Source organism: Streptomyces durocortorensis (assembly GCF_031760065.1).
Taxonomy (GTDB): domain Bacteria; phylum Actinomycetota; class Actinomycetes; order Streptomycetales; family Streptomycetaceae; genus Streptomyces.
Genome location: NZ_CP134500.1, coordinates 7,188,554 through 7,214,657, shown reverse-complemented (window position 1 = coordinate 7,214,657; position 26,104 = coordinate 7,188,554). Strand labels below are relative to the sequence as shown.

General features: G+C 69.2%; 19 protein-coding genes and 4 pseudogenes. 10 read left to right on the top strand and 13 right to left on the bottom strand.

What is annotated here, in order from left to right:
• Nucleotides 1-18 precede the first annotated feature (18 nt).
• Both RI138_RS32480 and RI138_RS31905 read right to left on the bottom strand, forming a co-directional pair.
• Entirely contained in the window at nucleotides 19-546 is a 528-nt protein-coding gene (locus RI138_RS32480; protein ID WP_398864157.1) for a YidB family protein, read from the bottom strand.
• A 138-nt stretch (nucleotides 547-684) separates the two neighbouring features.
• Nucleotides 685-1,650, bottom strand: a pseudogene (locus tag RI138_RS31905) (IS5 family transposase).
• A gap of 179 nt (nucleotides 1,651-1,829) precedes the next feature.
• Between RI138_RS31905 and RI138_RS31900 the strand changes: the two are divergent.
• On the top strand, nucleotides 1,830-2,222 hold the full coding sequence (locus RI138_RS31900) for a CU044_2847 family protein (RefSeq protein ID WP_311122714.1): 393 nt from the start codon (nucleotides 1,830-1,832) through the stop codon (nucleotides 2,220-2,222).
• 115 nt (nucleotides 2,223-2,337) lie between these two features.
• Nucleotides 2,338-6,627 (top strand): nSTAND1 domain-containing NTPase, encoded by a 4,290-nt coding sequence (locus tag RI138_RS31895; RefSeq protein WP_311122713.1) that lies wholly within the window; start codon nucleotides 2,338-2,340, stop codon nucleotides 6,625-6,627.
• 393 nt (nucleotides 6,628-7,020) lie between these two features.
• Here the strand turns inward: RI138_RS31895 and RI138_RS31890 are convergent.
• A pseudogene (locus RI138_RS31890) lies at nucleotides 7,021-7,787 on the bottom strand (IS5 family transposase); the annotation flags it as partial.
• 141 nt (nucleotides 7,788-7,928) lie between these two features.
• Between RI138_RS31890 and RI138_RS31880 the strand changes: the two are divergent.
• Complete coding sequence (locus tag RI138_RS31880; RefSeq protein ID WP_311122712.1) at nucleotides 7,929-8,099, top strand: hypothetical protein; 171 nt, start codon at nucleotides 7,929-7,931, stop codon at nucleotides 8,097-8,099.
• Here RI138_RS31880 and RI138_RS31875 read toward each other — a convergent pair.
• Nucleotides 8,094-8,339: a DUF2283 domain-containing protein gene (locus tag RI138_RS31875; protein ID WP_311122711.1), complete on the bottom strand. Its 246-nt coding sequence runs from the start codon at nucleotides 8,337-8,339 to the stop codon at nucleotides 8,094-8,096. The two genes, RI138_RS31880 and RI138_RS31875, sit on opposite strands and share 6 nt — an antisense overlap.
• Nucleotides 8,340-8,414: 75 nt before the next feature.
• Nucleotides 8,415-9,175, bottom strand: a pseudogene (locus RI138_RS31870) (transposase family protein).
• Nucleotides 9,176-9,654: 479 nt separating this feature from the next.
• Between RI138_RS31870 and RI138_RS31865 the strand changes: the two are divergent.
• Both RI138_RS31865 and RI138_RS31860 read left to right on the top strand, forming a co-directional pair.
• Nucleotides 9,655-10,872, top strand: coding sequence for an IS110 family RNA-guided transposase (locus RI138_RS31865; RefSeq protein WP_311122710.1), 1,218 nt, complete (start codon nucleotides 9,655-9,657; stop codon nucleotides 10,870-10,872).
• 41 nt (nucleotides 10,873-10,913) lie between these two features.
• Nucleotides 10,914-11,384: a transposase gene (locus tag RI138_RS31860; protein WP_311122709.1), complete on the top strand. Its 471-nt coding sequence runs from the start codon at nucleotides 10,914-10,916 to the stop codon at nucleotides 11,382-11,384.
• Between the two features lie 111 nt (nucleotides 11,385-11,495).
• Here the strand turns inward: RI138_RS31860 and RI138_RS31855 are convergent, their stop codons facing one another.
• Both RI138_RS31855 and RI138_RS31850 read right to left on the bottom strand, forming a co-directional pair.
• On the bottom strand, nucleotides 11,496-12,065 hold the full coding sequence (locus RI138_RS31855; protein ID WP_311122708.1) for a hypothetical protein: 570 nt from the start codon (nucleotides 12,063-12,065) through the stop codon (nucleotides 11,496-11,498).
• Nucleotides 12,065-12,439, bottom strand: coding sequence for a PadR family transcriptional regulator (locus RI138_RS31850; protein ID WP_311122707.1), 375 nt, complete (start codon nucleotides 12,437-12,439; stop codon nucleotides 12,065-12,067). The genes RI138_RS31855 and RI138_RS31850 overlap by 1 nt, the downstream gene beginning before the upstream one ends.
• 153 nt (nucleotides 12,440-12,592) lie before the next feature.
• On the opposite strand from RI138_RS31850, the pseudogene RI138_RS31845 reads away from it, so the two are divergent.
• Nucleotides 12,593-12,688, top strand: a pseudogene (locus RI138_RS31845) (IS5/IS1182 family transposase); the annotation flags it as partial.
• A 779-nt stretch (nucleotides 12,689-13,467) separates the two neighbouring features.
• On the opposite strand, the gene RI138_RS31840 reads toward RI138_RS31845, so the two are convergent.
• Together RI138_RS31840 and RI138_RS31835 are read right to left on the bottom strand one after the other, a co-directional pair.
• Nucleotides 13,468-15,282, bottom strand: coding sequence for a hypothetical protein (locus RI138_RS31840; RefSeq protein WP_311122706.1), 1,815 nt, complete (start codon nucleotides 15,280-15,282; stop codon nucleotides 13,468-13,470).
• Nucleotides 15,282-16,208, bottom strand: coding sequence for a hypothetical protein (locus tag RI138_RS31835; RefSeq protein WP_311122705.1), 927 nt, complete (start codon nucleotides 16,206-16,208; stop codon nucleotides 15,282-15,284). Before RI138_RS31835 ends, RI138_RS31840 begins: the two co-directional genes overlap by 1 nt.
• A gap of 75 nt (nucleotides 16,209-16,283) precedes the next feature.
• On the opposite strand from RI138_RS31835, the gene RI138_RS31830 reads away from it, so the two are divergent.
• Nucleotides 16,284-16,577, top strand: a complete 294-nt coding sequence (locus RI138_RS31830; RefSeq protein ID WP_311122704.1) for an XRE family transcriptional regulator — start codon at nucleotides 16,284-16,286, stop codon at nucleotides 16,575-16,577.
• Nucleotides 16,578-16,811: 234 nt separating this feature from the next.
• On the opposite strand, the gene RI138_RS31825 is transcribed toward RI138_RS31830, so the two are convergent.
• From RI138_RS31825 to RI138_RS31810, 4 genes are all read right to left on the bottom strand, one after another.
• Nucleotides 16,812-17,372, bottom strand: a complete 561-nt coding sequence (locus RI138_RS31825) for a hypothetical protein (protein WP_311122703.1) — start codon at nucleotides 17,370-17,372, stop codon at nucleotides 16,812-16,814.
• Between the two features lie 904 nt (nucleotides 17,373-18,276).
• Nucleotides 18,277-19,584: an MFS transporter gene (locus RI138_RS31820; protein ID WP_311122702.1), complete on the bottom strand. Its 1,308-nt coding sequence runs from the start codon at nucleotides 19,582-19,584 to the stop codon at nucleotides 18,277-18,279.
• Between the two features lie 80 nt (nucleotides 19,585-19,664).
• Nucleotides 19,665-21,059, bottom strand: a complete 1,395-nt coding sequence (locus tag RI138_RS31815) for a pyridoxal phosphate-dependent aminotransferase (RefSeq protein ID WP_311122701.1) — start codon at nucleotides 21,057-21,059, stop codon at nucleotides 19,665-19,667.
• Between the two features lie 99 nt (nucleotides 21,060-21,158).
• Nucleotides 21,159-22,196 (bottom strand): NAD(P)/FAD-dependent oxidoreductase, encoded by a 1,038-nt coding sequence (locus tag RI138_RS31810; RefSeq protein WP_311122700.1) that lies wholly within the window; start codon nucleotides 22,194-22,196, stop codon nucleotides 21,159-21,161.
• 652 nt (nucleotides 22,197-22,848) lie between these two features.
• Here RI138_RS31810 and RI138_RS31805 point away from each other — a divergent pair.
• The 3 genes from RI138_RS31805 to RI138_RS31795 all read left to right on the top strand — a co-directional run bounded on the left by RI138_RS31805 (nucleotide 22,849) and on the right by RI138_RS31795 (nucleotide 26,104).
• Nucleotides 22,849-23,994: a hypothetical protein gene (locus RI138_RS31805; RefSeq protein WP_311122699.1), complete on the top strand. Its 1,146-nt coding sequence runs from the start codon at nucleotides 22,849-22,851 to the stop codon at nucleotides 23,992-23,994.
• 86 nt (nucleotides 23,995-24,080) lie between these two features.
• Nucleotides 24,081-24,818, top strand: a complete 738-nt coding sequence (locus RI138_RS31800; RefSeq protein WP_311122698.1) for a class I SAM-dependent methyltransferase — start codon at nucleotides 24,081-24,083, stop codon at nucleotides 24,816-24,818.
• Nucleotides 24,815-26,104, top strand: a complete 1,290-nt coding sequence (locus RI138_RS31795; RefSeq protein ID WP_311122697.1) for a preATP grasp domain-containing protein — start codon at nucleotides 24,815-24,817, stop codon at nucleotides 26,102-26,104. Before RI138_RS31800 ends, RI138_RS31795 begins: the two co-directional genes overlap by 4 nt.

The window sequence follows — 26,104 nt, the reverse complement described above, 5'->3', positions numbered from 1 at the left end:
ACCTTGTGGCCGAACCCTCTACATCACTCCAGAAATCCAGCTAACGGAGTCTCCACAAAACCCGGGGCTTGACAGTCCAGGGTGCCCCAAGTCCCGTGTTCTCGCTGACCGCCTGACCACACGACACACAGGTGCCCCCGAGCCGTCCGGGGCGGACGGCTCGGGGGCACCTGTGTGTTCCAGCCCTGGCCTACTTCCTGCGTGAACTGCAGGATGACGAACTCGGCGGGTCGCATCGCGGCCGTCCCCGATCCGGGCGGTGGGCACCGTGAACGGGGCGTTGTTCTCGAACTCGGTGAACGCCTGGCTGAACACCTCAGGGTCGCTCGTGATCTGCCCGTCGGGGGAGGTCTGGTCGATCAGCACCGGCAGCTGCTCGGCCACATAGTCCGCCAGTTCTCCGGTGTCGGCCCCGGTCTTCTCGGCAACCTCAGCAAGGGTGTCCTGACCGAGGATCGTGACGACCTCGGAGGACGTGAGCGGCTCGTTGGCCTCCGTCCCAACCCACGGACTGCACGTTGGCTGATCGAATCCCCAGGAGGTCAAGCCTTTGCATCTCCGCCAGCATCTTGGCGGACTCCTCCAGCGCGCCCTCGGTGACCTGGGTCAGGGAGATGCCGTCGTTCGAATTCCTAGAGGCCTGCTCCGACATACATGCCTCCCAGGGCGAGTATTCGGTTGTGATCAAGGGGTGGTTCTGACCAGGTCTTTGATCCAGATCATCGCGCCGCGAAGGTGGAGGCCAGCGAGGTAGCTCGCAGGAGTTTTGTCGTAGCGAGTGGCGATGCCTCGCCAGGCTTTCAGCTTGTTGATCAGGCGCTCGACCGTGTTCCTCTCCTTGTAGAGCTCGGCGTCGTGGCTGACGGGCCGGCCGCCCGTGGAGCCCTTCTTCTTCCGGTTGGCGGCCTGGTCCTTCTTCTCCGGGATGACTGCCTTGATGCCGCGTTTGCGCAGGTGAGCGCGGTTGCCGCGGGACGAGTAAGCCTTGTCCCCGGCGACCGCGCCGGGGCGAGTACGGGGACGACCGGCCGGCCCGCGAACCCGGACCTTCTTCAGGACGGGGACGAACTGAGGGCTGTCAGCGGCCTGCCCCTCTCGGTGAGCACGAGCGCCAGCGGGCGGCACCTGCGCTCACCGACGACGTGGACCTTGCTGGTCTGACCGCCTCTGGAACGGCCAGGCAGGGCGGCTTTCAGACGGAGCTTGCGCCTGCGTCGGACACGTCGCCGCTTGTCGCGTTCCGGGGCGTCCGCGGTGTCCTGCCCGTCTTGTCCCTCCGGGCCGCCCCCTTTTGCCGGGCCTTCTCCGCCTCCTCGGCGGCCTTCTCCAGGTCGGCAAGCGTGGCGGAGTCGAGGTGCATCCCGGCCGCGTCGTGGTGGGCCCGGACGGTGGTGGAATCCACGCTGACCAGCGACAGGTCCACCTGACCCCGCTTCGCGGCTTCCGCGATCACGCCCTCCAGCAGGGCCTCGAACACTCCGGCATCCCTCCACTGCCGGTGGCGGTTGTGGACAGTCGACCAGGCACCGAACTCCCGCGGCATCTCCCGCCACTGGCCGCCTGAAGAAACCGCCAGATCACCCCCTCGAACTGTCGGCGGAGCCGCTCGGGGTACGGGCCGTACTCACCGATCGGCAGGTACGGCTCGATGAACTCCCATTCAGCGTCCGTTCATTGCACTCGCGTCATACAACAAGTTCTGCCGGATCCGGCTCAACGCCGAGGGTGAAACCCGCAAACTGATCACAACCCGATACTCGCCCTAGCTCCCGGGAACCGCCTCGGCCGCTCTCGCTACGATCTGAAGCTCCCGAGCATTGGAGACCGCCATGAACGAACGCCCCGTCCACACGGTGGAAGTGGCCCTGGGCAACGCCGTCGGCGACGCCAGCGACCAAACCGTCCGGGTCCAGATCCGCGAAGTGGACGAGGCACTCGTCCGCGTGGGGCGGGGCGGCCGTACCGTGGCGCGGGCCGAGCGGACACTCGGGCAGATGCTGGACACCGTACGCCCCGTTGCGGAGAGCTTCGTGGACCGCTTCTCCGGGATGGCGCAGGCCCCGGACGAGATCACCCTGGAGTTCGGGGTGTCCCTGTCCGCCGAGGCGGACGTCGTCATCGCCAGCACCGCGACGGCGGCCAATTTCTCCATCACCCTGACCTGGAACAGGAACGACGGGCCGGGCACGGACGCCGATAATGTGGGGCAGCAGCGCAGTTGATACGGGTGGGGGCCCAGTGACACACGGATCGCAGGGCGGGCACGGGGACGACCGGCGGACGACCCCGGAGCGCACGACGGGCCGCCCTGACCCTGCATACGGCCCGGAGGCGGCCTTGGCCGCCGCCGTCGTCCGCGTCAGGGGCCGGGACGGCATGGTCGCCGGTGCGGGCTTCCTGGTCACCGACGATCTCGTGCTCACCTGCGCCCACGTGGTCTCCGACGCCCTCGACCGGCCCCGGGAGGAAGCGGTGGAGTCCGGGGCCGAGGTCGCCATCGACCTGCCGCTGGCCGGGGACGCCGGGGGCTCGTACGACGGCGGTGACCGCATAGCCGAAGTGCGGCGCTGGATACCCGTCGCGCCCGACCGGACCGGTGACATGGCCCTCCTGCAGCTGGGGGACCCGATACCCGGGGCCCGGCCGCTGCCCCTGGCCGATCCCCCGGAGGGCGTGTGGCACCACCACGCCCGGGCCGTGGGGTTCACCGACGACCACCCCGGCGGCATCTGGCACAGCGGGACGTTCCGGGGGCCGACCCAGGAGGGATGGATCCAGCTCTCGCGAGGCGACGGCGAGAGCGTCTACGTCAAGCGGGGCTTCAGCGGCAGTCCCGTCTGGAACGACGAACTCGGCGCAGTCGTCGGCCTGATGGTGGCCGCCGAGCCCGGACGCGAGACGCAGCAGGCATTCGCCCTGAGGACCCGTACGCTGCTGGACGCGCTGCCCGAACTCGTCCCCCTCGTCACCCCGCCCACCCCGTTCCGCGGCCTCGCCACCTTCCAAGAGGCCGACGCCCACATCTTCTTCGGGCGGGACGACGACATCGAGGAGGTGGTCACCGCCCTGCACGGCGACCGGCCGCCCGTCACCTTGTACGGGCCCTCCGGCTGCGGCAAGTCCTCGCTGGTGCTGGCCGGTGTGGTGCCGAAGATGCGGGAGGCGGGGTACGCAGTCCTGGTCGTCAACGCGGGGCACATCGCCTCCCTGCGCTCCGCGCTCGCCACCGAGCTGTACCGGCTGGCGCGGGCCCAGGAGTCGGAAGAAGCAAAGAGCGCCGAATACATGGAAGCGCAGTTGGTGAAGGAGGGGCTGGCCGACGCCCTCCACCGCGCACTCGGACCCACGGCGGCCCGGGTCCTGGTCGTCGTTGACCAGGCCGAGTCCCTCCTGGACCGCACCGAGGCCGAGATGGTGGAGGCCGCCCGGCTGCTCTTCCCGAAGGCGCAGCCCGGGAACGTCCGCGTCCTGCTCACACTCCGCGCCGACTTCGTGGACGCGGCGCTCAACCACCCCTTCATGGGCCCGGCGCTGAAGGACGGGACCAACGTTCCGCTCACCCCGATGTCCGGGGACCAGCTCGCAGACGTGATCAGCGAGCCCGTCAGGCGTCTGCCGACCGTGGCGTACGACCCCGGGCTGGAGCAGCGCATCCTGGACGACGCCGGAGGCGCGCCCGGCATCCTGCCCCTGCTCGGCTTCGTCCTCACCCAGGTGTGGGACCGGCAGTCCGGCGGCCGGCTGCGCCTGACGACGTACGACGAGATCGGCGGGGTCCACGGCGCCCTGGCGCGCCATGCGGAACAGGCGTGGCGGGAGTGCGTACGCCCGGTGGACGAGACCGACGCGCTGCGACTGCTCACCGGACTCGTCCGGGTGCTGCCCGGCAGTGAGGCCCCGCTGCGCCGGATGCTCACCCGTGAGGAGACGGGTGAGGCGCGCTGGCGGATCGCCCGGGCCCTGGCCGAACGGCGGCTGCTGGTGCTACGTGGGAAAGAGGGCGAACCGCAGACGGCCGAGCTCGCCCACGAGGCCCTCATCCGTACCTGGCCGACGCTCGCCGGCCAGGTGCAGACCGACAGTGACCTGCTGGCGGCCCGTGCGGAGTTGCGCCACGACCTCGACCGCTGGGAGATGACGGGGCGCTCCCCGGACCTGCTGCCCGGCCCTATTCATCTGGCCTCTTTGACCAGCCGGATACATGCCCGGGAGGATGAACTCTCCGCCGAGGAAAGCGCATTCATCGATCTGGCCGCAAGGCGCCATCGTCTCCGGCGGGCCCGGGTGCGGGCCGCCTGGGGTGTCGCGGCGCTCGTCCTCGCGCTCATCGCCGGGCTCGGCACCTTCCTCGTCCAGCAGTCCCGCGTCAGCGCGGAACGGGAGGCGGAGGGACGCTCGCGCTCGCTGGCGGTCCTCTCAGACGAGCTGGCGCAACGGGACCCGGGGGGTGCCGCTCTGGTCGCCATGGCAGCCCACGACCTCTTCCCCACAGAGGAGGCGCGCAGCGCGCTGCTGCGCCGCTACGACCACTTCGTGCTCTCCCGGTGGGCCCTGTCCGCGACCGACGCCCCGATAAGCCAGGTGGCGACGAGCACGGACGGCCGTGTGGTCCTCGTGACGACCAGGGCCGGAGGGACCACCAGCAGGGACGGGGGCGCCGTGCTCTTCGTCCGGGGCGCCGACGAGCGGGTCGTACGCGCCCGCCTCCCCCACGCCGAACAGGCCTTTTTCCCGATGGTCAGCCGGGACGGCCGCAGGATCGCCTACCTGTCGACGAAGGACGGCGGCACCCTGGTCTGGCACGACGTGGACCCGGCGGGAGCGGACGGGTCGGCGGTGCTGGGCAGGGAGGACAAGATCCTCGGCAAGGAGTTCGGGGAGCCGGGACCCGCGTTGTCCCAGCGCCTCGGCCTCGCGGATTTCTCCCCGGACGCCCGCGAGGTCGTCACCGTGATCGACGGAAAGGTACGGATCCGGGAACTGGCGACCCGGCGGACGCGGGAGCTGCCCGGGCGGCTGCCCGCCGTCGACCGGGTGTGGTTCGGGCCGAACGCGGGCACCCTCGTGGCTCATCTGCGGCCCGACGCCGAACAGGAGAAGGACGGGACGGGCTCACTGGTCGCGGTCGACATCGGCACGGGACGGACGCGGACGCTGGCGACCGGCGTCCGTGCATCGTATGTACCTCGTCTCGCCCTGTCGGGCGACGGCGCGGTGCTGGTCGTCTGCCGGGAGTCGCGGCTGGGGAAGGATGTCGCCTACGAGGCCCTCCGGGTCGCGGACGGCCGGGTACTGACCAGGTACCGGCCGGGTGAGTTCAGCACCTCGTGCAAGAGCATCGCGATCGACGGGACGGGTGACCACTTCGCGGTGAGCACGGCGGGGGCCACCTGGCATGTCGTCGGGACGCGCCCGGAAGGCAAGGTGCGGGAGGCCCTGGGGCCCAGCAGTTTGCCCGGACTCGTTGAAGATGACATGTCCCTCGTGGGAGATCCGGAGGAGCCCGTACTGATCGTCCCGGACGAGACCTCGGTGACCGGTCGTCCCCTGAGCTGGAGCACCATCAACGCCGACAGCCCTCCGGTGCTGCTCAGCGGTGCGGCATGGGGCGAGGGGGGCGAGACGGTGGTCCGCCTCGGGGAGGACGGCGACAGCCTGGGCATCGTGCGCATGGGCACGGAGGGATCGACGCTCATCAAGGAGGTGAAACGGCCTCCGCGGAAGACGAGGACAAATTTCATCGAGGATCTGCCAGAGCTGAAGGCCGACCGGAGCGGAACGCTGGCCGCCGACCTCATCGGTCCGGACAAGGTCCGGGTCTGGGAACTCCCCTCCCTGCGTACAGCCACCGACATCGTGACCCAACCGCCTCCCGAGGACGAGAACGTGCGGGTCTTCTTCGGCCCGCGCGACGAGCTGCTGACCATCTCCGGCAGCATCATCGAGCACTGGAACGCCCGTGACGGCCGACGCCTCTCGAAGCCCATCGACGTCCGCGACCTAGGGTTCGCCGGGGAGAGCCTGGCGCAGTTCACGGCCTCCCCTCACCCCGAGCCGGGACACGTACAGAGCCTGGTCGCCGGTGACCCGGTCATCCGTGCCATCTCCCTACGTACGGGCAAGGAGAACAAAAGGCTTGCGGTCAGGCTGGGACCCGACGTCAGCACCGCCGTTCTCGACCGGAGCGGTGATTTCGCAGTCGTGCAAACCAAGGGGCTCATGGTGGAAGTGTGGTCGGTGGGGCAGGCCGGGCAGCCCCTGCGGAGGGTGCTTGGCCCGGTCGGGCCGCTGCACCGGTTCCACATGTTCGAGCACGGCTTCCAGTCGGACAGCTCCGTGTACTTTCTGGCCAATGGGAACTCCATCCGGTTCCAGGACGCGGCGGACCCCGAGGGCCGCGGCGATTCGTACGTGTTCGCGGAGGAACAGGAGTTCCTGGCGGCCTCCCACGACGGCAGGACCCTGCTCCGGCGCATCGACAAGGCTGCCGTGAACGTCCTCCACCTCGATCCGGAGCTCTGGAAGAAGGAGCTGTGCGGCACCCTCGGTCGCGACCTCTCCTCGGACGAACGCCGCGGCCTCCCCACTTGGCTGCCGGACCGGATCTGCCCGCCGGGCGGCCGCTAAGACTGACCGGAAAATGGATCTCCGCACGTATAACTGGCTCCTACCCGCCGCCCGCCGCACCGACTCCATGGCCTGGGGCCAGCTCGACTAAAAGAGCGTTTTGTCCTGCCGGGTGTGTTTGGTAAGGCGGCGGATCGTGGTCGCTCCTGGGTGCGGTCCGTCGGGTTCAATGCGGGTATGGGGAATGCTCTGTGGGACCGGCTCTCGGTTGAGGTGCAGGCGGGGGTGGACGGCCTCGTTTCGGCCGGGCGGAATGTGCAGGCCACTGCCGTGATGCGTGAGTGTGCCGGTCTACCGGCTCCGGGTCTGCATGAGTGTGTTGACCTGGTGGATCAGCGATTCAGCGTGTTGCGACAGAGGCCGGCGAGCTCGTGATGATGCGGCGGCGAGTGGTCATGTGTCGCGCCAGTTCGGGGGCGATTCGCGGGTGAGCCGTCGGCTTATGAGGTCGACCATGGCCACCTTGATCATGGCTTCGGAGCGGTGGGGGTGGGTCTCGTAGTCGCGGGCGAGGCGGCGGCGGTGCATGAGCCAGCCGAAGGTCCGCTCGACGACCCAGCGTCGCGGGATGACCTTGAAGCCCTTCTGGGCAGGGTCGCGGCGGGTGACTTCGACGTCGATGCCCAGGCGGGCGCCGTGCTCGATGACCTTGGTGCGGTAGCCGGTGCCGGCCCAGGCTTTGGTGATGCGGGGGTGGCCTTCGGCGATGCCTGAGAGCAGATGGATGCCGCCGGCGTTGTCGGAGACGCTGGCGGCGGTGACCAGCACGGCCAGAAAAAGGCCAAGTGTGTCGACGCCGATGTGCCGTTTGCGGCCTGCGATCTTCTTGCCCGCGTCGATGCCCTGGCCGGCCGAGGGCACATTGGCTGAGGTCTTGATGCTCTGGGCGTCCAGGACGCAGGCGCTCGGCTCGGCGTCGCGGCCTTCGGCTTCCGGACCAGTTGCCGCAGGAGACCGTTGAGCTGGTCGAAGACCTCGTCCTTCTGCCAGGCGGCGAAGTATCCGTAGACGGTTTCCCATGGGGCGAAGTCGTGAGGCAGATACCGCCAGGGAATCCCGGTCCGGTCGACATAGAGGATGGCGTCCATGATCCGGCGCAGATCGTGTTCGGGTGGCCGCCCGATGTCCAGGCCCTTTCCTCTCCGTTCGGCCCGCCAAGCCCTGCACCGCCGCCTCGCCCGTGAGTACGACCACCGGCCCGACACCTCCGCCTCACGCGTCTACTGAGCCTCGGTCGCGAACATGGCCCGCCGCCTCACCACGCCGTCTCCGGCCTGGCGCGACACGCTCGGGCTGGCCGCGTGAACGTCACCGAGTTCCTGGCCGGCCTCCAGGCCCAGCACGACGAGACCACCGCCCGGGCCGGTGAACTACGCGACCAGATCCAGCACTTGACCGCCGCCCCGGCCGAGGCCGAAGCGCGACTCGCGGACCTGGCCACCACCGCCAGGGCGGTGCTCGACTGTTCATGAGTCTTCGGTGTCCAGCCGCTCTGCGGACTGGAGCAGGTACTTGGGCAATTTTGAGCTGGCGGCCAACACCTCGATGCCGATGAGACGGCCCTGCTCGTCGAAATCGAGGTTGATCATGGCGTCAATGTCCGCCGAAGCGCAGGGATACATGCGCGCGGACTCCGCGCGGGACTGCGGTTCGGTGAGGTACACGTACGCTGCGTCCACTGTCTCGTCATAGGTGACTCTGACGTCTGCCACGGTGAGAGGGCTCCCTTGATGTTGTTTGCTGGCGGCGCTGCTCTCTTGTCCACGGCATCAGGAACTGCACCGACCTCAGGCCGACGTGGCGAGGTGCAAGGCCAGGACGGCCTCGACGATGCCGGTGATGCGGGTGGTGCCGCAACGGAGTTTGCGCAGGAGCCGCCAACTTTCAGGGTGGCATTGGTCTGCTCGCCGACGGCTCGGATCCTGTCGCGGGAGGAGTGCACCGCCCGCTTCCCGGTCGGAAGCGTGCTCCAGCGGTCCCGATAAGGCACCAGGATCGTCCCGCGAGCTCCCAGATATCCCTTGTCTGCCCACGTTCGGAAGACCGCTTTGGTCAGTGCTTCGATGATCCCGTGAGTGCGTACGGCCTTGATGCCGTGGACGGCACCTGGCAGGACAGGTGAGGCCCAGAGCAGGCGTCCGAAGGCATCAGCGACGACCTGGACGTTCATGCCGTGCCACTTGTGCTTGCCGGAGTAGTAGGGGCGGTCAGCGGCGATGCGGTATGGACAGCAATGTGCCGTCCAGGATGACGAATGCCTTGTTGGCGGCGACGGTCATGGCCTGCTGGAGGTGGGAGTGCAGGCGGCCAGGACCTCGACCGCCTCGGCGATGTACCGGTAAACGGTGGCCAGCCCGATCCCGAAGCCGGACGCGAGCTGGGCATACGTATGCCGGCAGTGCAGGTGGGCCAGGACGAGCAGGGCCTGTCGGTCCGCGGTCAGGCAGCACCATCGCGTGCCACGTTCACGGCGCCGGGCTGTCAGCAGCTCGGACAGGTAACGCAGGGTCGAGCTGGACAGATCGATCCCCGATGGATAGAGAAGCACGTGAAGCTCCGGACAGACAGGTTGAAGCTGGTCGGCAACCCGCCTATCAGGAGCTTCCGCTCTTCCTCAACGCTCCTGCGTGCCCACCGGCCTGACGAAAGGAGGGACGTCCGCATGCGGGATGTACGCGGGCGTTCCGACAACGCGGCGAGGTGCCGTAGCTGACGCCGCGCGCGCCAGGGACTACGGGACAGCCCTTACGCGGTCCTGCACGCCCCGTTCTCTTTTTCGCGGTCCTGCAAGAGGGCCGCTGGCCTCCGGGCCCGGCATGACTGCTGCCCCCTGCCGAAGACATGGCCTGGGGGGGGTGGCGTCTCCGGGTCCGGGAGGTGCCGTCGGAGACGCTGATGAGAGGTCCGGCCACCGTCCGGTCCGGCGCAATGCGGGACAGTTCGCGGGCGGCAGGTCTGCATAACGTGGATGCGCGAGTACGACACCACTGCCGAGGCCGGCACGTTCGACACTCCGAGAAGGGCGCGATGTTCGACACCGTAGACGTGGGCGTGTTCCTGGGCTTGGACGTCGGCAAGAGCGCTCATCACGGCCACGGACTGACCCCGGCCGGGAAGAAGGTCTTCGACCAGCAGCTGCCCAACAGCGATCCGAAGCTGCGAGCCGTCTTCGACAAGCTGGCCGCGAAGTTCGGCACCGTCCTGGTGATCGTGGACCAGCCCGCCTCCATCGGCGCCCTGCCCCTGACCGTCGCCCGAGATGCGGGCTGCCAGGTCGCTTACCTGCCCGGACTGGCGATGCGCCGGATCGCCGACCTCTACCCGGGTGAGGCCAAGACCGACGCCAAGGACGCCGCGGTGATCGCGGACGCCGCCCGCACCATGCCCCACACCCTGCGCTCCCTGGAACTGACCGACGAGGTCACCGCCGAACTCACCGTCCTCGTCGGCTTCGACCAGGACCTCGCGGCCGAGGCCACCCGCACGTCCAACCGGATACGCGGCCTGCTCACCCAGTTCCACCCCAGCCTGGAACGCGTCCTGGGCCCACGCCTCGACCACCCCTCCGTCATCTGGCTCTTGGAGCACTACGACTCCCCGGCCGCCCTGCGCGAAGCCGGCCGCCGCAGACTCGTGGAACTGATCCGCCCGAAAGCCCCGCGCATGGCCCAGCGGCTGATCGACGACGTCTTCGACGCACTCGACGACCAGACCGTCGTCGTCCCCGGCACCGGCACCCTCGACATCGTCACCCCCTCCCTGGCCGCCTCGCTCGCCGCCGTCCACACCCAGCGCCGGGCGATGGAAGCCCAGATCAACACCCTGCTGGAGGCCCACCCTCTTTCCCGGGTCCTGACGTCGATGCCCGGCGTCGGCGTCAGGACCGCCGCCGTCCTGCTGGTCACCGTCGGCGACGGCACCAGCTTCCCCACCGCCGCCCACCTCGCCTCTTACGCCGGGCTGGCCCCCACCACGAAGCAGTCGGGCACCTCGATCCACGGCGAACACGCACCACGAGGCGGAAACCGGCAGCTCAAACGCGCCATGTTCCTGTCCGCCTTCGCCTGCATGAACGCCGACCCCGCCTCCCGCACCTACTACGACCGTCAGCGAGCACGCGGCAAAACCCACACCCAGGCCCTCCTCCGACTCGCCCGTCAACGCATCAGCGTCCTGTTCGCCATGCTCCGCGACGGCACCTTCTACCAATCCCGAACGCCGAAAGACGTCGAGCTCGCCGCATAACCCCAGCAACCCCGAACCACCCCAAACCCCACAGGGATGCCTTGACGGAAGACATAGAGGCACCCCCAGGATCGACCCAGTTCTCCCCCGCGCCGCCGGCCGCCGAGACCGGCGGCGTAACCCGCATCCCCGGCCCCGGCCAGCTGTGCTCCTGGGCCGGGACAGCCCCCAAACACCACCAGTCCGACACCAAGCCCAACCACGGCCGCACCACCAAGCAGCGCAACCCGCCGACGCACTGGGCCCGCATCCAGGCTGCGCGGGGCGGCCGAGGTGATCCCGACGCCGACCCGGCGCTCGTCACCGGCTACAAGGCCACCCGGAACCGGCCGCTCACGCGCGGGCAGAAACTGTCCGACAAGGCACTGGCCGCCGTCCGGGGCCCGGTCGAGCGCGGCTTCACCCGCCTGAAGAACTGGCGCGTCCTAGGCAAGGTGCGCACCGACCCGAGCTGGGCGACCGCCCCGGGCAGGGCCCTACCCGTCCTCACGAATCGCGAAGTATCCCGGTGACCGATGATCTTGACCGAAGCCCTCCGCCCGCGACCAGCACGAGCATCCCGAATCCCGCGCACACCAGACCCGTGACCTGCAACTTCACGGTGCCCTCGCAATCTGGGATCCCTATCGAGCTCGGAACACTTCGGTCCTGAGGACGCGGCCGACGGCAGCTGCCACAGCAGGCAGCAACAACAGAGCGGTTCCCCAGAGCGGAACGTTCAGCAGGACCGGAGCCGAGCCGATGAAGAAGAGGGCTAGCAGTACCACGCAGAGACCATAGGACAACGCCATCCACTTCCAGAACGGCCAGTGGAGCACGCAACGCCAGTACGGAGTGAACGTCATCAGCCCGCCGAAGAGGGCGATTGCCGCTACCGTGCCCGGGACCACCTCCACCGTGGTAGACCAGCCGATGACGTGGTGCCCCAGCAGTAGTGCCGCGCCACCCGCGTAGGCATGGCGGACGAGTTCGCGCAGCGAGCGACGCGGTGGGCGGGAGCGGTGCTCGTCGGCCCAGGTGCTTGCGAAGGCTGTCACATCTTTCCCCACCACCAGAGTCGGCAACTTGCCTGCGCGTGCCGCGTCGTCGAGGTGGTCGCGCAACTCGGCGAGCATGTCCTCGACTTCCGGCTCGGGTATGTCGTTGAACATCCACTCGGTGCGGCAACGATCAAGAACCTGATCAGTCGTCACTATTCTCCCCCTGTCGTTTCGGATCCCGCCGACAGCGTCCTGTCGACGGCCCTTGTGAAGCTCGTCCAGGCTGCGCGGCCTGCGGCCAGTTCGGCGTGCCCGGCCTCGGTCAGCCGGTAGTACTTGCGTGGCGGGCCGCCCGTGGCGGAGGGCGCGCGATAGGTGTCGGCAAGGCCCCCCTTCTCCATACGAGCCAGCAGCGGGTAGATACTGCCTTCGCTCACCAGCTCCAGCCCGCTGTCACCGAGGGCCTCGACGATCTCGTAGCCGTAGCGCGGGCGCTCGGCGATGAGTGCCAGCAGGCACAGGTCGAGGACTCCGCGCAGCAGCTGGCTTCGCCGCTGGCCTCCTGTTCCGGACAGCGCAACTCCCATGCGATGCAAGATAGTGCAGAGGTACCCTGCACTGCAAGGTAGTGGATAGGTCTCGGGCGCAGGCGATTCTGAAGCCCCCTCTGAGCTGGGCAGCTTGACACTGGGACGGATGGCCCCGGAGAAGGGGGTCGTCGGCGGTGAGCAAGAAGAGCAACCCCGCTGGCCGCCGTCCGAGCCCCGGTCGAGCATGGGTTCGCCCACCTCAAGAAGTGGCGCGCCCTCGGCGAAGTACGCACCGACCCGAGTTGGCAACCGCTCGCTGTGCCGTCAGCCGAGGCCGAGAGCGTCAGAGCAGCGACTGGAGCCAGTCCGGGGACTCCGCTCCGGCAGTACGGCCAAGGCCTGTGGCGATTCCGCCGATGAAGCCGAGGACGATGACCGCGGCGGCGCGGCGGAGGCGGGAGGTCTCCGCTGGGGGCTTCGGGAGCCGTCTGGGGCATGCTGCAAGCTTGAAGCGTGCGGAAGGTGATGCGCGGTATGCAACAGTTGCCAACGGCTCGCAACGCGTTGCCAATTCGCGCACAACAACCTGACCGGTCCCAGCGGTGGCCGACACTGGGTCAGCGACGACCAGTAGACATCGAAGTGGGGCGGGCGCACTCGGCCCGCTCCATCCTGATGCGGTCCCGGAGCGCCGGGAACTCGCCCTCGCTCTGCGCGGGTCGTTCCAGAGGCTCGATATGCTCCTGCGGACGTACGCGAACAAGGAAGCGCGCGCCGCCAGCTCCGTAAGCCGCGCGTTCAGTGGCGAGCGGCCCGCGCCGGAGGGCTTCGTGAAGAACCTCCTCCACGACGCGGGCGAGGGCCGTTCTTGAGATAGCTCCAGAACGGTTCACGAGATCCCGTCCGATCACTTCGATCGGACGGGATCTCGTCGTTTCTGGGCTTGCTAGGAGGTCTGGGTGCCGATGGCGGGGCGGCGTGGCGAGCGTGCTGCGCGTGTTCGCCTGGCTTCAGGCATGGGGAAGCACGCCGATCGTGGTGATCAGCGTGCTTCTGCGATGTGGGGTTGTTCCGCGTGGGCTCGGTCAGCGGGCGGACGGCGGCGGGCGTCCTGGGCACAAGGCGTGCGTCACATCGGGATCGGTGAGTGGCGGCAGCGGGCCGCTGGCGTCGAAGTCGACGCTGGTGAGTTCGTTGGTACCGTCGCGTTCGGTGAGCCAAGTTTCCAGGACGGCCAGGTTGGCGACCGTGAGCATGACGGCGAGGAGAAGCGCCTGGGTGACCTGGCCGGGGGCGGGCCGGTGTTTGGGGTTGCCGATGTCGAGTTTCCCGCTCTTGAAGCGCCCGTTGGCGCCTTCGTTGTGGCTGCGGATGGGCCGATAGGTGTTGACCCACGATGTGTGCAGGTAGTGGACGTCCTGGCGGTACTTGGCCAGGCGCCAGTCGGCTGCCTCGGCGTCGGCGGGCACGGTGATGGAGCCCGCGCAACACACCCCGGGCAGCGTCTTCTTCGGTGGCGGAGCGAAGTGTTCGGCGCCGGGGATCTGGACGGTGGGGCGGGCCGCCGCGTGGGCGGTTCGGACCCGGGGTGCGGTGAGGTCGACGATCCGGGCGGGCATCGTGGCCGGGGTGCGGGGCCGCAGCCGGTCACGGCGGGCGCAGTTGACCGAGGGGGACGGGCCCGAGGCCGGGCACTGGAGGCGGATTGCTCCCCGGGCGTCGGGCCCCTGCTTGAGCTTGAAGTGGTATGGCTCGCGGGCCTCGATCTTCTCGGCGAGCTCGCTGCCGGGGGTACGGATGGTGTCGTCGTCGGCGCTGGTGGTGGCGTGGATGAGCGGGGCGGGGGTGAGCGGGCACATGAGCGAGCCGTCGACGAGCGGGGCTCCCTGCCAGCTGCCCTGCCGTCCGCGTTCTTTGACCTTGTAGTCCAGGGCGAGCCGGTAGCCGAGCCGTCGCACGGGGGTCTGGAAGGTGGCGGGGGTGCAGTTGGTGTAGGCGCGGTCGGCGGCCAGGATGCCGGCGGGCAGGCCGAGTCCGGCCAGTTGGGTGAGGACGTTGACCGCGTTGGGCCCTGTGCGGACGGTGGGGGTGTCGAGCTCGAAGCCCAGGCACAGCTGCGGGTACGCCTTGGGAGGGGCGTCGTCGATGTCGCGGTGGTGGGCGGCGATGGCCAGGGTGGCGCTGTAGCCGAAGGTCTTCTCTCCGGTGCCGCCCTTGGCGTGCCAGCCCGCGGTGATCTCGACGGAGGCGGTGCCGCGCCAGGGGCTGTTCTGGCGGGCGGTCACGGGGATACCGGTGGCGTCGATGCCGACGTCGCCGTTCCAGCCGCGCAGGAGCCCACGCTGCTGGGCCATGCGGACGGTGGCCAGGACCAGGCGGTTGACCAGGCGCTGAAGGCGGTCGGCGGCGGCGCGACTCTCAGGGGCTTTCCACAGCGCGACGTGGAAGTCGGCATGGAGCAGGGGCAGTCGGGAGCGGCGATTGTGCCGCACCGGATCCAGCGCGGTGGTGATGGCGTCCAGGCCCCGGTAGAGGCGCCTGCTGGTGGCGATTCGCTGGTAGGGGCCCTTGGGCGGATGTTCGGGGATGCCCAGCCAGGAGCGGGCCGCGGGCTCCAGGCTGTAGTGCAGACACCGCCATGCATCGGCGACGGTGGCGCGGCCGGTGTAGTAGGCCGACAGCAGCAGCCCGGCCAGGACCACGCGGGGGCGGATGCCTCGGGGGCCTGGTCGGTCGGCCAGGAGCTCTTCCAGTTCTTGGGGGACACCGGAGCGGTCCAGAAGGGCCAGCAGCTGGCCCACCTTGGAGCTGGGGATCTTCATCGCCCCGCTCAGCGGCGGTTTGGGCCGCAGCAGCCGGATCCGTGCGTCCGGATCGTCCGGGTCCTGCTGGCGTCGCATCACGGGCGTGTGCCCCGTAGGAGCGCGGCCGCCTGTTCAGGGGAGAGCGGGGGTGCCCAGTGGAAGTAGGGGCCGAGAGCCGCTGCCGATCTCATTCCCGCCGCTTGTACGATCAGTACGGGGTCGATGCGCTGCCGCAGCAGACCCACGATCCAGGTCGTCCGCAGTCGGCGTGCCTCAAGGCAGGGCAGCCCCGCGTGCGGGCGGTGCCGGAGCGACCACGAACTGACCAGGTTTTTCGCGGCCTCGACCTTCCTTCCCGGGCGGAACAGGTAGGCATCCCCGGCCAGTTCGCCGATCTCGGCGAGGGCTACTTCCCACTCCGCGCGGCAGGCCACCAGGCGGTCCAGCCATGGCGCGTCGACCAGCACCATGCCCTGCGGCATGGCGCGCAGATCTCGGCCGCGTACCGTACGGAGCTCGCCGGGGGCCAGTCCGCACCCGGCGGCCAGAGCCATCAGGGCGAGACCGTCCAGCCTGGCTCGGCCTGGCAGCAGCTGCACCCACCGGCGCAGAGCCGCGAGCTCGTGCTCCTCGTACGGGGGCCGGGGCGAGCGGTCGGCCTTGATCCGGATCGGCGGGGCCTCGCCCCGCTGGACCCACACCACCGCTTCCCGCGTACGGCGAAGCCAGCAACGGCACGACTGGACGGTGCCGCCGGGCCGGCCGGCCAGCCCGGACAGGACGAACCGGTCGATGGTCTCCGTCCGCAGCCACAACCCAGGGTCGCGCGGCAGACCGACCGATTCCGCCCACACCGCCAGCCGGCTCACCACATACAGCAGGCGCCGCGCAATGTCGCAGGTGGCCGGAGACACCGCCGTCACCACCGCCCGCACTTGACTGGACACCGGCTCCCACCGCTCGGCGGGCAGCTGGGGGCGGTAGTCGCGGATGTGGGCGGAGACCTGCGGATTCAACGTCACGGACCAACTCCACCGGCTGGTCAAGCAGCCAGAAAATGGGGCGGCCGTGATCTTCACGTAAAGGAGTGCATCAGCATGGTCGGCGGCATGAAACGGCGCACCCCGCCGCGCGAGCTTGCCCGCGACCCGGAAACCTGGCCCGAAGCCGACCTCACCGACCCCGGTGCCGTCGCCGTCCAGGACATCGCCCGCACCCTGGCCGCGGCGATCTCCGAGTGCGGACTCAGCCTGCGCGCTCTCGCCGAGGCCTCTGGGGTGAACCGGCAGGCCATCGCCGACCTGCTGGCCCGACGTCGCCACCGTCGCCCGACTCGGTGCCGCACTCGGCGCACCGCTGTTTCCCCGAACCATCAGAAAAGAAAGAAATAGGTGACACAACAGCCTCGATCCGCACCTGCCCGAACGTGAGAAGCGTTCGGGCGTGACGATTTCGTGGCTCCGGTCACCTGAGGGCGAGCATCTCGCCTACGCTCACAAGTGCGCGGAGCCACCTCATGGCAGCTCGCGTGCCGGCACCGCCGCCTTCCTTCCACGGCTGCGGCGGTGCCGACCCACCCCGCACCGGCCACTCAGGCCGACACGGGAGACTTCCTCACTCCTCCCTCAAGAGGCATCCTCCGGAGCAGGGGCGTCCTCGGCCGGGGGCCCAGAGGTGGCGATGAAGAACACGCCCGCCGGGTCCTCCATGAGCGCCCCTTCCGTCACCAGGGTCTTCAGGCGACCCCGGGTGGTCTCCACCCGGGCGGCCGTCGACACGTCCTCGCCTATCGCCTCGGCGATGGCCCGGGCGCGCATCTTCCTGCCGGACGTCGCCAGCAGGGTGACGGCCCTGCGCCGGGCCTCCTCCATGTCGACGGGCCCCGGTGTGCTGCGGTCCCAGCCCGTGGCACTGGCTTCGGTATCCGCTTCTTCGCCTCCGGCCATGCCGCCGTCCGGCCCCGCGTCATCGGCCCCGGGCTCGACACGGTCTTCCTCCGGCTCCGAGCAGGGGGCGGGATCGTCCGCGAGGAGCTGTTCCAGGGTCGCGCGAGCGTCAGCGATGCGCTGCAGGGTCGCCTCCACCGCGTCCCGGCGCTGACGGATCTCGGCGATCTCCTTGTCCAGGACCTCCGTCTCGGCGCGCAGAGCGCGCTCCTTCCGGTCGAGTAGCTCGAACTCGGACACCCGGACCGCCTCCCGCCTCTCCTCCGGACTGACCGGCAGGCAACCGCCCACCCGGCCTCAGCACACGCTAGGGACCCGAGGGGCAGTAGCACGCAGCATGTTCAGAGATGACCGCAAACGCCACAGTCGGTCTGCCTTCAGTCCAGCCGTGCTCCGCCGGAGAGCGGTGCTGATTCCAGCGATGAGCAGAGCCGCTCGCCTGCCGACCGCGCTGTGCGGCCGCATGCCCGCACAAGGAGACCGGTAGCCGGAATGCAGGTCCTGACCCTCGGGCTCATGGGCAGCGGGCACTGCCGGGTGCATGTCAAAACCTCTACGCTGCGCCCGGGGTTGACCGGCAGTGCGGCCAAGATGCTCGTCTCGGGCTCGGGTTTGGCTCAGATAGCCCGGCGAAACAGGCGTCGCAGCAACGAGGGTGAGTCCTCACGCGGGGCGGGTACCACAGGGGCCGGACGGTGGGTGGCCTGGCGCCGGGCGTGCAGGCGGGGGAGCGAGCGATGCCGCGTTCGACTGCGATCTCTCCCGCATCCGGGGACACAGGGGCCGGCCGAAGCAGGTCGTGCTCGGCGGCGAGTGTTGCCACAGCGATACCGGGCCGCTTCTCCGTGCTGGGCGGCCGCCTGACGGTGATCCCAGGATCGGTGAGGATGCTCAGGTACAGCTTCCGCGTGAGCTGCGAGCGGCGCCACGTCGCGAACGCGGCATAGATGTGGCGGCGGGCTGTCACCACTTCCATCTTGGTGACGTTGGTCAGGTGGGCGAAGGCTCTCGACTCCAGGCCACGGACCTGGGCGTATCCATAGTGGGTGACGGTGTGGCAGTCGGTGCACAGGCAGATCAGCCGCTTCCAGCACTGAAAGCGGGTCGCGTCGTGGTGCGCGACCGCCACCCGTGAGCAGGACCCTCAGGCCTCCTCGGGCGAGGCGGCCGCAGCCGTTTCCGGCGTCAGCGTCCCACGCCACGTCGCGACGCTGCCCAGGAAGATCGCGAACAGGCCCGCCGCGGCTCCCCAGAACAGGAAGCGTGGGCCCTGAGAGGCGATCAGTACACCACCGATGGCCAGTCCCAGGGGTTCCACGCCGAACGACAGGGTGCGGAAGGCGCTGTTGACGCGGCCCTGGAGGTGGTCCGGTGTGGCAGACAGCCGGTAGGTCACCAGGGACACCGCGAAGATCGGCCACAGCAGGTTCGTGATCAGGACGCCGACGGCGAGGAGGACGATCGACGGTGCGGCGGCCATCATGGCTGCCGCGACGGCCCACAGGGCCACGGAGCCGAGTGCCATGGTGCGCAGGCTGATGCGCTCACGCAGCCATGACGCGGCGAACGCGCTGACCACCGTGCCGAGGCCGACCGCCGCGAGAATGAGGCCGATCAGTCCGGCGTTGATGTCGAGGTCCTCGGTGGCAAGGACGATGGTTGCCAGAGTGAGCGGCGCCTGAAGGAAGTTGATCAAGGTGACCATCACCATGAGCAGGCGCAGCAGGCGCTGCCGCCAGAGGAACGACATCCCCTCCTTGAGGTCCGCCATAACGGAGCGGGGTTCGTCGGTCGGCCGTTCCTCTTGGAACGACTTCCGCACGAACAGGAGCGAGGCCCCCGAAAGTAGGTAGGTGACCGCGTCGACGGCATAGCTGTAGATCGCACCAAGAGTGGAGTTCCTGGCCAGGCCGATCAGCGCGCCGGAGATAGCGGACCCGCCGACGCCGGCCGCGGAGTCGGCCACCTCGTTGAGGGCGTTGGCGGAGGCCAGCTGCTCCTGGGGGACCAGCTTCGACAGGGCGGACAGGTGTGAGACGGCCGAGAAGACATGCCCGACGCCCTCCAGGAAGGCGACCGCGGCCAGGTGCGCGATCGTCAGGCTGTCCAGGGCGTAGGCGACCGGGACCGTCGCCAGCGCGGCGAAGCGGCCCAGGTCCGCGACGATCATGACGCGGCGGCGGTCCCAGCGGTCGATGAACACGCCGGCCAGGAGGTTCAGCAGCAGGTAGGGGGCGAGCCGTGCGGCTCCTACGAGACCGGCCATGGTGGGTGAGCCGGAGAGGCCGAGCGCGATAATCGGCACGGCCAGGTTGGAGAGTGCCGTGCCCACCGACGAGACGGTGAACCCGCCCCAGACGATCATGAAGTCGCGGTTCGTCAGCAGCCCGCGCCAACGGCGCTCGGGCGTCGTCGCTGGCTCCGCCACCGACGTGGTGTCTTCTGTTGCCATGGTTACGTCTGTCCGTTCCCTTTCTTCTGTCGCAGCACTGTCCGGTCTGCCGCACGCCCCAGGAGCGGTCCGCGCACGCCTCAGGCGTGGGCCGCCAGGAACGTGCGCAGTGCTTCGACCTGGGCCTCGAAGACGGGCCGGTCGCTGGCACAGGTGATCCGCAGCCAGTGGGCACCTTCGGGGCTCTTGGCCGCGGCCAGCTCGGTGTCGGCGGTGAAGCAGGCCAGGGGGAAGCAGGAGACGCGGCTCTCGTCGTAGAGGCGCCGTCCGAAGGCGAGGGGATCGGCGTCCGAGCCGGGTATGCAGGCGAGGTAGTTGAACCCGGCGTGGAGCGGTGTCGCGGCGAGCTGCCAGGGCGGGAGCGTCTCCTGTGCGAGCCGCCTGTTGTCGGCGATGGTCTGGTACATGTCCCGCAGTTCGAGCCGGTACTCCTCGACCTCGGAGGTGTCGCTCACGGCCAGCAGCTCGCGGGAGGCGTCGTTGAGGCCCTTGAAGCGTTGCCAGAGGGCTTCCGAGACGCCGCCTCCCCCGAGCTGCTCTCGCCGCAAGTGCGCAGAGTAGGCCAGGTCGCGGGCGATTCCCGACACGGCGACGAGGGGCGGACATCCACCGAAGCGCTGGTTCTCGATGAATTCGACGAATTCCGGGGAGCCCATGGCGTAGCCGAAGCGCAGGCCGCTGACCGCCCGCCGTTTCGCCAGCCCGTCGACCACAAGCGTCCGGTCCCAGTAGTCGTGCCGGTCCAGTGCCGCGCCGTAGTTGAGGACCCGGATGTCCGGGTGGGCCGCGAAATCGGCGCTGACCTTGTCGAGTACGAGGTGTGTACCCCGCTGCTTGAGGATTCCGACGATCTCGTCGAATTCCGCTTCCGAATGCTGTTCACCGGAGGGGTTGTTGGGCTCGGTGAGGAACAGCACAGTGGCGCCGGAGGTGTCGAGTGCCGCCTCGATTTCCGCCGGACTCGGCAGGAAAACCCCCTCGCGGTCCGTGAACACCTCGAGGAAAGTCAGACCCGCCGAGAGGATGGTCTGGTGGACGATGGAGTACTGGGGCCCTGCGACCAGTACCTTTTCCGCCCTGCGGACCCGGTGGAGGAAGTCGAAGGAGAGCCGTACGCCTTCGGCCGCGCCGACGGTCAGCGCGGTGTCGACGGGCGCGTCCAGGGGGCTTCCTTTGAGGCTCTCCTCGTAGACCAGGGCGCCGCTGCGGAGGATGGATTCGCCGATAGGGCCGCAGTAGCAGTTGATGTACTTCCAGTCGCGTGCGTCCTCGGCAATGCTGCGCAGGATCACCGACGGCGGGCGCAGGTAGTTCACACCGGACGAGATCATGTGGACGGTGCCGCCCTGGTAGCTGGAGTAGTCCACCGTGTTGTGGTGGATCTCGAGCTGGTGGATGAGCGACTCGTTCCACGAGATCTCGGCGACCTCCTGTCCGACCCGGGCGGATGCGGACGGCTGGTGGTTCGTAGTCATGCTTGTCGAAGCCTCTATCCCGTGTTTGTACCGGTCAAGGATCAGGGGTCGGGATCCGCCCCAACGTCAGTACGAGGGCAGGGGTCCGCCCCCGTCGCGTCAGCGTGCGACCAGGTCCGCGACGGCGGCGGCCGTCGCGGGGGCGAAGCGGTAGCCCGAGCCGCTGGAGGCGCCGGCGAAGACGAGCCGTCCCGCCGGGTCGAGGGGCTCGACCAGCGGCGCGCCGTCCGGGCTGTACGCGTCACAGAAGACCCGGCCGGCCGTCGCGGCCGCCCGCAGGTGCGGTGCGTAGCGGTGGAGCAGTTCGCGGGCCTCGGCCACGTTTCTGCTCGACAGACTGGCGGAGACCGCGTCGGGGCTGACGTCCCACTCCTGGCAGGTGTAGCTGAACAGCCAGTACCCGCGCTGCACCATGGGGAGGAGGAAGGCGTCCTCGTCGTCGAAGACGAGCACAGGGTCTTCTTCGGTGGGCCGCTGGTCGATGTGGAGCGCGATGATCTTCTTCACCCGCGCGCCGAGCGGGGCCACCAGCTCCTTCCACGGGCCCGTGTGCAGCCAGGGGCCCGGTGCGAGGACCACGCGGCCGGCACGGATCGTTCCGCCCGTACTGAGCCGGAGAGTGCAGCCGTCGTCGTCGGGTGACAGACCGACGACCGCCACGCCCTCCCTGAGTTCGACGCGGTCGCGCAGCTGTCCGGCGAGGAGGCGGGTGAGCGCCGGGACGTCGGCGTAGTGGCAGCCGGTGCCGTGCCATACGACGGAGTCTGCCGGAAGGTTCATGAGGGGATGGGTGCTGCCGCCCCTGATGAGGCGGGCGTGATCCAGGTACTTCTCCGACAGCGCCGGGGCACGGGCTTCGCGGGCGACGACGGATACATCGAGTGGGAAGAGGGGCCAGGACGGGTGGTCCAACAGCAGTTGCGCGTAGTAGTCGTGGCTGTATGCGGCGAAGGCGCGGGCGCGCGGTGTGGCGCCGCGGGGAAAGTGGAGCCCCGCGGAGCGTCGGCTGGCTCCGCCAGCCAGATCGCCGGACTCGACCACCACGATCGACCGGGTGGGAGTTCGGGCGGATAATTCACGGGCCGTCAGGATTCCGATGATTCCCGCCCCGACAACGGCGACGTCCACCTGCTTCATGAGCGGGCGGAGGTGTCGATCCCTGCTCTCTGCTCTCTTCTTCTTATCGCGCTTGACGTGTATGTCACGGAGCTACGCCGGTCGCGTTTTGGGCGCGTCAAATTCTTCACTTTTTCCCCGTAATTTTTGGTCCTGTGGGCGCTGGTCCGCCCGGGACTTGATCTCGGCCTGTCACCGCTTTTGCGGGATCGCCGTGAATTGCTATCGATGTTGGTGCCAGCGATTCAACTACATGACATCTGGAGTGTCAACGGAGATCGTTCGGAATGGTCGATTGGCTAAATCGCTGCCTTCTGGTCCGGGTAAACATGCATGAACTCGGGCATACCGTATGGCGCAAAGTGGGGGTTGACGAGGAGCGGTCGTTGCGTAGGCTTTGATCATCCGGGCCTTCACGATTTAGTAAGGGTCGTTCCGGATATTGATGACTCTCCGAGCAGCGTGACCATGTCGGGCCTCAGTCGCCGCGACTCTCACTCTCGGGTCCACCGACTCACTGGCATCGGGCGACAGGTGTTTCTGGCACCAGGACCTGGCTGCGTTCAAGACGTTTAATCGGCAATCGCCGATATTCCGCCACCCCATGAGCTCCGGACCTGAGCACTCTGGACGGGCCATGCGGTACGGCATTTGCGACAGGGAGGAAAGCGCAGTGCGCGGAACGCTGATCAATCCAACCATCAGTGACCGGAACGTCAACTGGATGGTGTGCGACTGGGACCTGGCGGAACTCGACCAGAACCTCGTCTGGCAGGCCGGCCTGGCGGCCGCCCGGATGCGGGCCTCGGGCGAATTCACCGATGCCCTCAAGCTTCTCGTCAACGGCTCGTTCGTCGCGGACCCGGCCGCCTGGCCGGGCGGGACCGGTGCCACGGAGACCCCCTGGGAGTGGCTCGACCGCACCGTACGGTCCGTGGACGGCGAGGCGGACGCCGTCCTCTACTACGCACGCGGCCTGCAGGAGTACCACCGGGGGCTCTTCGAGGTACTCGTCGGTGGGCTCGCGCCGCTGCTCACCACCGTGGGCCTGCCGCGCGGATACATCGAGTCGGAGCTGTTCCTCGGCCGCTACTCGGCCACGCCCGGCGGAATCCACCGCGAAGGGTGCACCAACCTGCACATGGTGCTCCAGGGCAAGAAGGTGATGCACCTCTGGAACACCAGCGACTGGATCCCCGAGGGCACCGACGTGCGGGCCGACACCGACCCGCTGGGCAACGTCGAGGAGGAGTACCTGCCCGATCTCGCCAAGGCCGACGTCGAACACCTGACCACGACCACCCTCCGCCCGAGCGCCGGGCAGGCCATGTTCTGGCGCAGCGGCATCTGGCACGTCGGCGACACCCCGGAGCCCTCGCTCTCCTTCAACGTCGCCATGTACACCGGCAGTTTCAACAACCCCAGGCCGTGGAGCGACGTCCCCGTCGGTACGGACGGGCAGCTGCGCCGCGCGTGGCTGGCCGAGTACCGCGAGTTCGCCGGCCTCGCCGAGACCGACGCCGAGGCACTGGCCCTCGTATCGGCGATCGGTATGCGCGGCATCGCCCCGCAGGACCCGGAGCCGCAGCAGACCCCGGCGGCGATCCGGCGCCGGACGCCCGCCCCGCTGCTGTGGACGCACGACGACGGCGCCCTGCTGGTCGCCACCCACGGAGCGGTGCGCCGGTTCCCCGCCGAAACCCTCGACTGGCTCGTCGGCCTGGTCGGCTGCTCCGTGGACGAGGCCAGGGAGGTGCCCGCCGAAGCCGGGGACCTGGCCCGCTGGCTGACCTGGCAGTCGTTCGCCGACGCGGTCTGACCCCGCGGCGCTCGTTGTTCCCCGGCTCGTGCCGGCCGGCACGACGGCCGACCCGAGCCCACCCCTCAGGACGAAAAGGACTTGGTGTGACGACCTCGGAAGAGGACTGGAACGAGCAGGACTCAAAGGACTTCATCAGGTACGGGGAGTACTTCGTACCCGAGCGCGCGGCGCAGGCGGACGTCATCGCCTCCGTGATCCCGGCTCCGCCGGCCGGCGCCCGGATCCTGGACCTGTGCTGTGGCCAGGGCCGGCTCAGCGCCGCGCTGCTGGAGGCCTTCCCCGAGGCGGAGGTCGTCGGCCTCGACATCAGCACCACCATGCTGGACACCGCGGGCCGCGAGCTCGCCCGGTACGGCGACCGCTTCCGCACCGAGCGGTTCGACCTGGCCGCTGGCGACTGGCGCAAGCGGGACGAGGCCCCCTGGGCCGTGGTGTCCTCCCTCGCCGTCCACCACCTGGACGGCGCAGGCAAGCAGCAGCTGTTCGCCGACGTGCACGCCATGCTCCGTCCCGGCGGAGCCTTGGTCCTCGCCGACCTCGTGGAGGCGACCGGCCCGCTCGGGCACGAGCTGGCCCGCCGGATGTGGGACGACGCGGTGCGCGAGCAGAGCGCTGCGGCGGGCGTCGGCGAGGCCTACGAGAAGTTCCACGAGCTGGAGTGGAGCCACTACCACTACCCGGACCCCCTCGACCGGCCGTCGCCGCTGGGCGATCAGCTGAACTGGCTGCGCGACGCCGGATTCACCCACGTCGACGCCTATTGGATGAAGGCCGGCCACGCCGTCTTCGGCGGCATCAAGCAGGAAGGACCCACCGCATGACCACGCGCGAACACCCGCGGCTGATCTTCGGCAACTTCGTCAACGAGCTGATGGTCGCCACCCCCACGGCGCGGCACGCCAAGGCCCTGGTCGCGGTCTCCCCGCGCAAGATCTGGCTCACTCAGCCGGGCGACGTGGTGGTGCTCCCCACCGCCGCCTCCGAGCCCCTCTGGGAGTACGCCTGCGGACTGCTCGGGTTCGCCCGTTCGGAGGTCACGTGCGTGGCCGCCCCGTCCGAGGACCTGATCACCCTCACCGACGCCGTCCGCAAGGCCGGCCTCACCGAGCACCTGCGCTCCCTGGCCGAGGCCACCCCCGGCCTGCGGTTCCAGCCCTTCGCCCTGGACCGCCCCGCGCTCGATATGGCGGCCGAACTCGGCCTCCCCGTCGACGAATACGACGACGGCAAGCCCCCCGAGACGGCCCTCGAAGCCGTGTACCGGATCAACACCAAGCCCGGGTTCCGCGACGTCGCGGCCCAGCTCGGCATCCAGGTCGCGGCGGGCCGCGTGGCCGCCGACCGCGACGAACTCGTCACGGCCGCCTGGGAGACCGTCACCTCCTACGGCGGAGCGGTGGTCAAGCCGGTCCGAGGGTCCAACGGCTACGGCGTACGGTTCCTGTCCACCGAGGACCTTCCGGGCCTGGAGGCCCTGGTCGACTCGTACCTCTCCGAGGTGTCCGACCAGCCCCGCGGCTGGGTCGTCGAGCAGCGCCTGGACCTCGCCCGCGTGGTGACCGTGGAGATGGAGGTCACCGACGCGGGCCCGCAGGTCCTGCACGTGGGCGAGATGCGCACCCCCAACGGCAGCTTCAGCGGCCAGGTCACCCCGCTGGAGGAGACCTCCCCCGCCGTGGACCGGCTGACCGCCGACGGCCTCGCACTCGGACGCCACCTGGACCAGCTCGGCTACCGGGGCCCCTTCGACATCGACGGCGGCATCACCGGCGACGGTCAGCTGTACGCCACCGAAAGCAACCTGCGCCGCACCGGTGCGACCTACCTCGACCTGCTGGTGCGGCGGTTCCTCGGAACCGAGGGCGCCGCCCGCGCGGTCTGGCTCGCGGACTCCCGCCTTGGCGGCGTCACCCCCGACTTCGCCACCGGCCTCGGCCTGGTCCGCGAAGCCGGCCTGGCGTTCGAGCCGGGTGCTACGGAGGGCGTGGTGCTCACCGCCGACACGCTCGCCTTCGACGCCAAGTGGCGCTACCTCGTCATGGGCACCAGCCACCGGCAGGTCGAGGAGATCGAGAAGCACCTGGCCGACGTCCTCCGGCTCGCGTGA

What these genes read in the sequence shown, in the direction of transcription:
- RI138_RS31900 (WP_311122714.1), top strand. Translation starts at nt 1,830, where the DNA reads ATGAACGAACGCCCCGTCCACACGGTGGAAGTGGCCCTGGGCAACGCC.
- RI138_RS31865 (WP_311122710.1), top strand. Translation starts at nt 9,655, where the DNA reads ATGTTCGACACCGTAGACGTGGGCGTGTTCCTGGGCTTGGACGTCGGC.
- RI138_RS31850 (WP_311122707.1), bottom strand. Translation starts at nt 12,439, where the DNA reads ATGGGAGTTGCGCTGTCCGGAACAGGAGGCCAGCGGCGAAGCCAGCTG.
- RI138_RS31840 (WP_311122706.1), bottom strand. Translation starts at nt 15,282, where the DNA reads ATGCGACGCCAGCAGGACCCGGACGATCCGGACGCACGGATCCGGCTG.
- RI138_RS31830 (WP_311122704.1), top strand. Translation starts at nt 16,284, where the DNA reads ATGGTCGGCGGCATGAAACGGCGCACCCCGCCGCGCGAGCTTGCCCGC.
- RI138_RS31820 (WP_311122702.1), bottom strand. Translation starts at nt 19,584, where the DNA reads ATGGCAACAGAAGACACCACGTCGGTGGCGGAGCCAGCGACGACGCCC.
- RI138_RS31815 (WP_311122701.1), bottom strand. Translation starts at nt 21,059, where the DNA reads ATGACTACGAACCACCAGCCGTCCGCATCCGCCCGGGTCGGACAGGAG.
- RI138_RS31810 (WP_311122700.1), bottom strand. Translation starts at nt 22,196, where the DNA reads ATGAAGCAGGTGGACGTCGCCGTTGTCGGGGCGGGAATCATCGGAATC.
- RI138_RS31795 (WP_311122697.1), top strand. Translation starts at nt 24,815, where the DNA reads ATGACCACGCGCGAACACCCGCGGCTGATCTTCGGCAACTTCGTCAAC.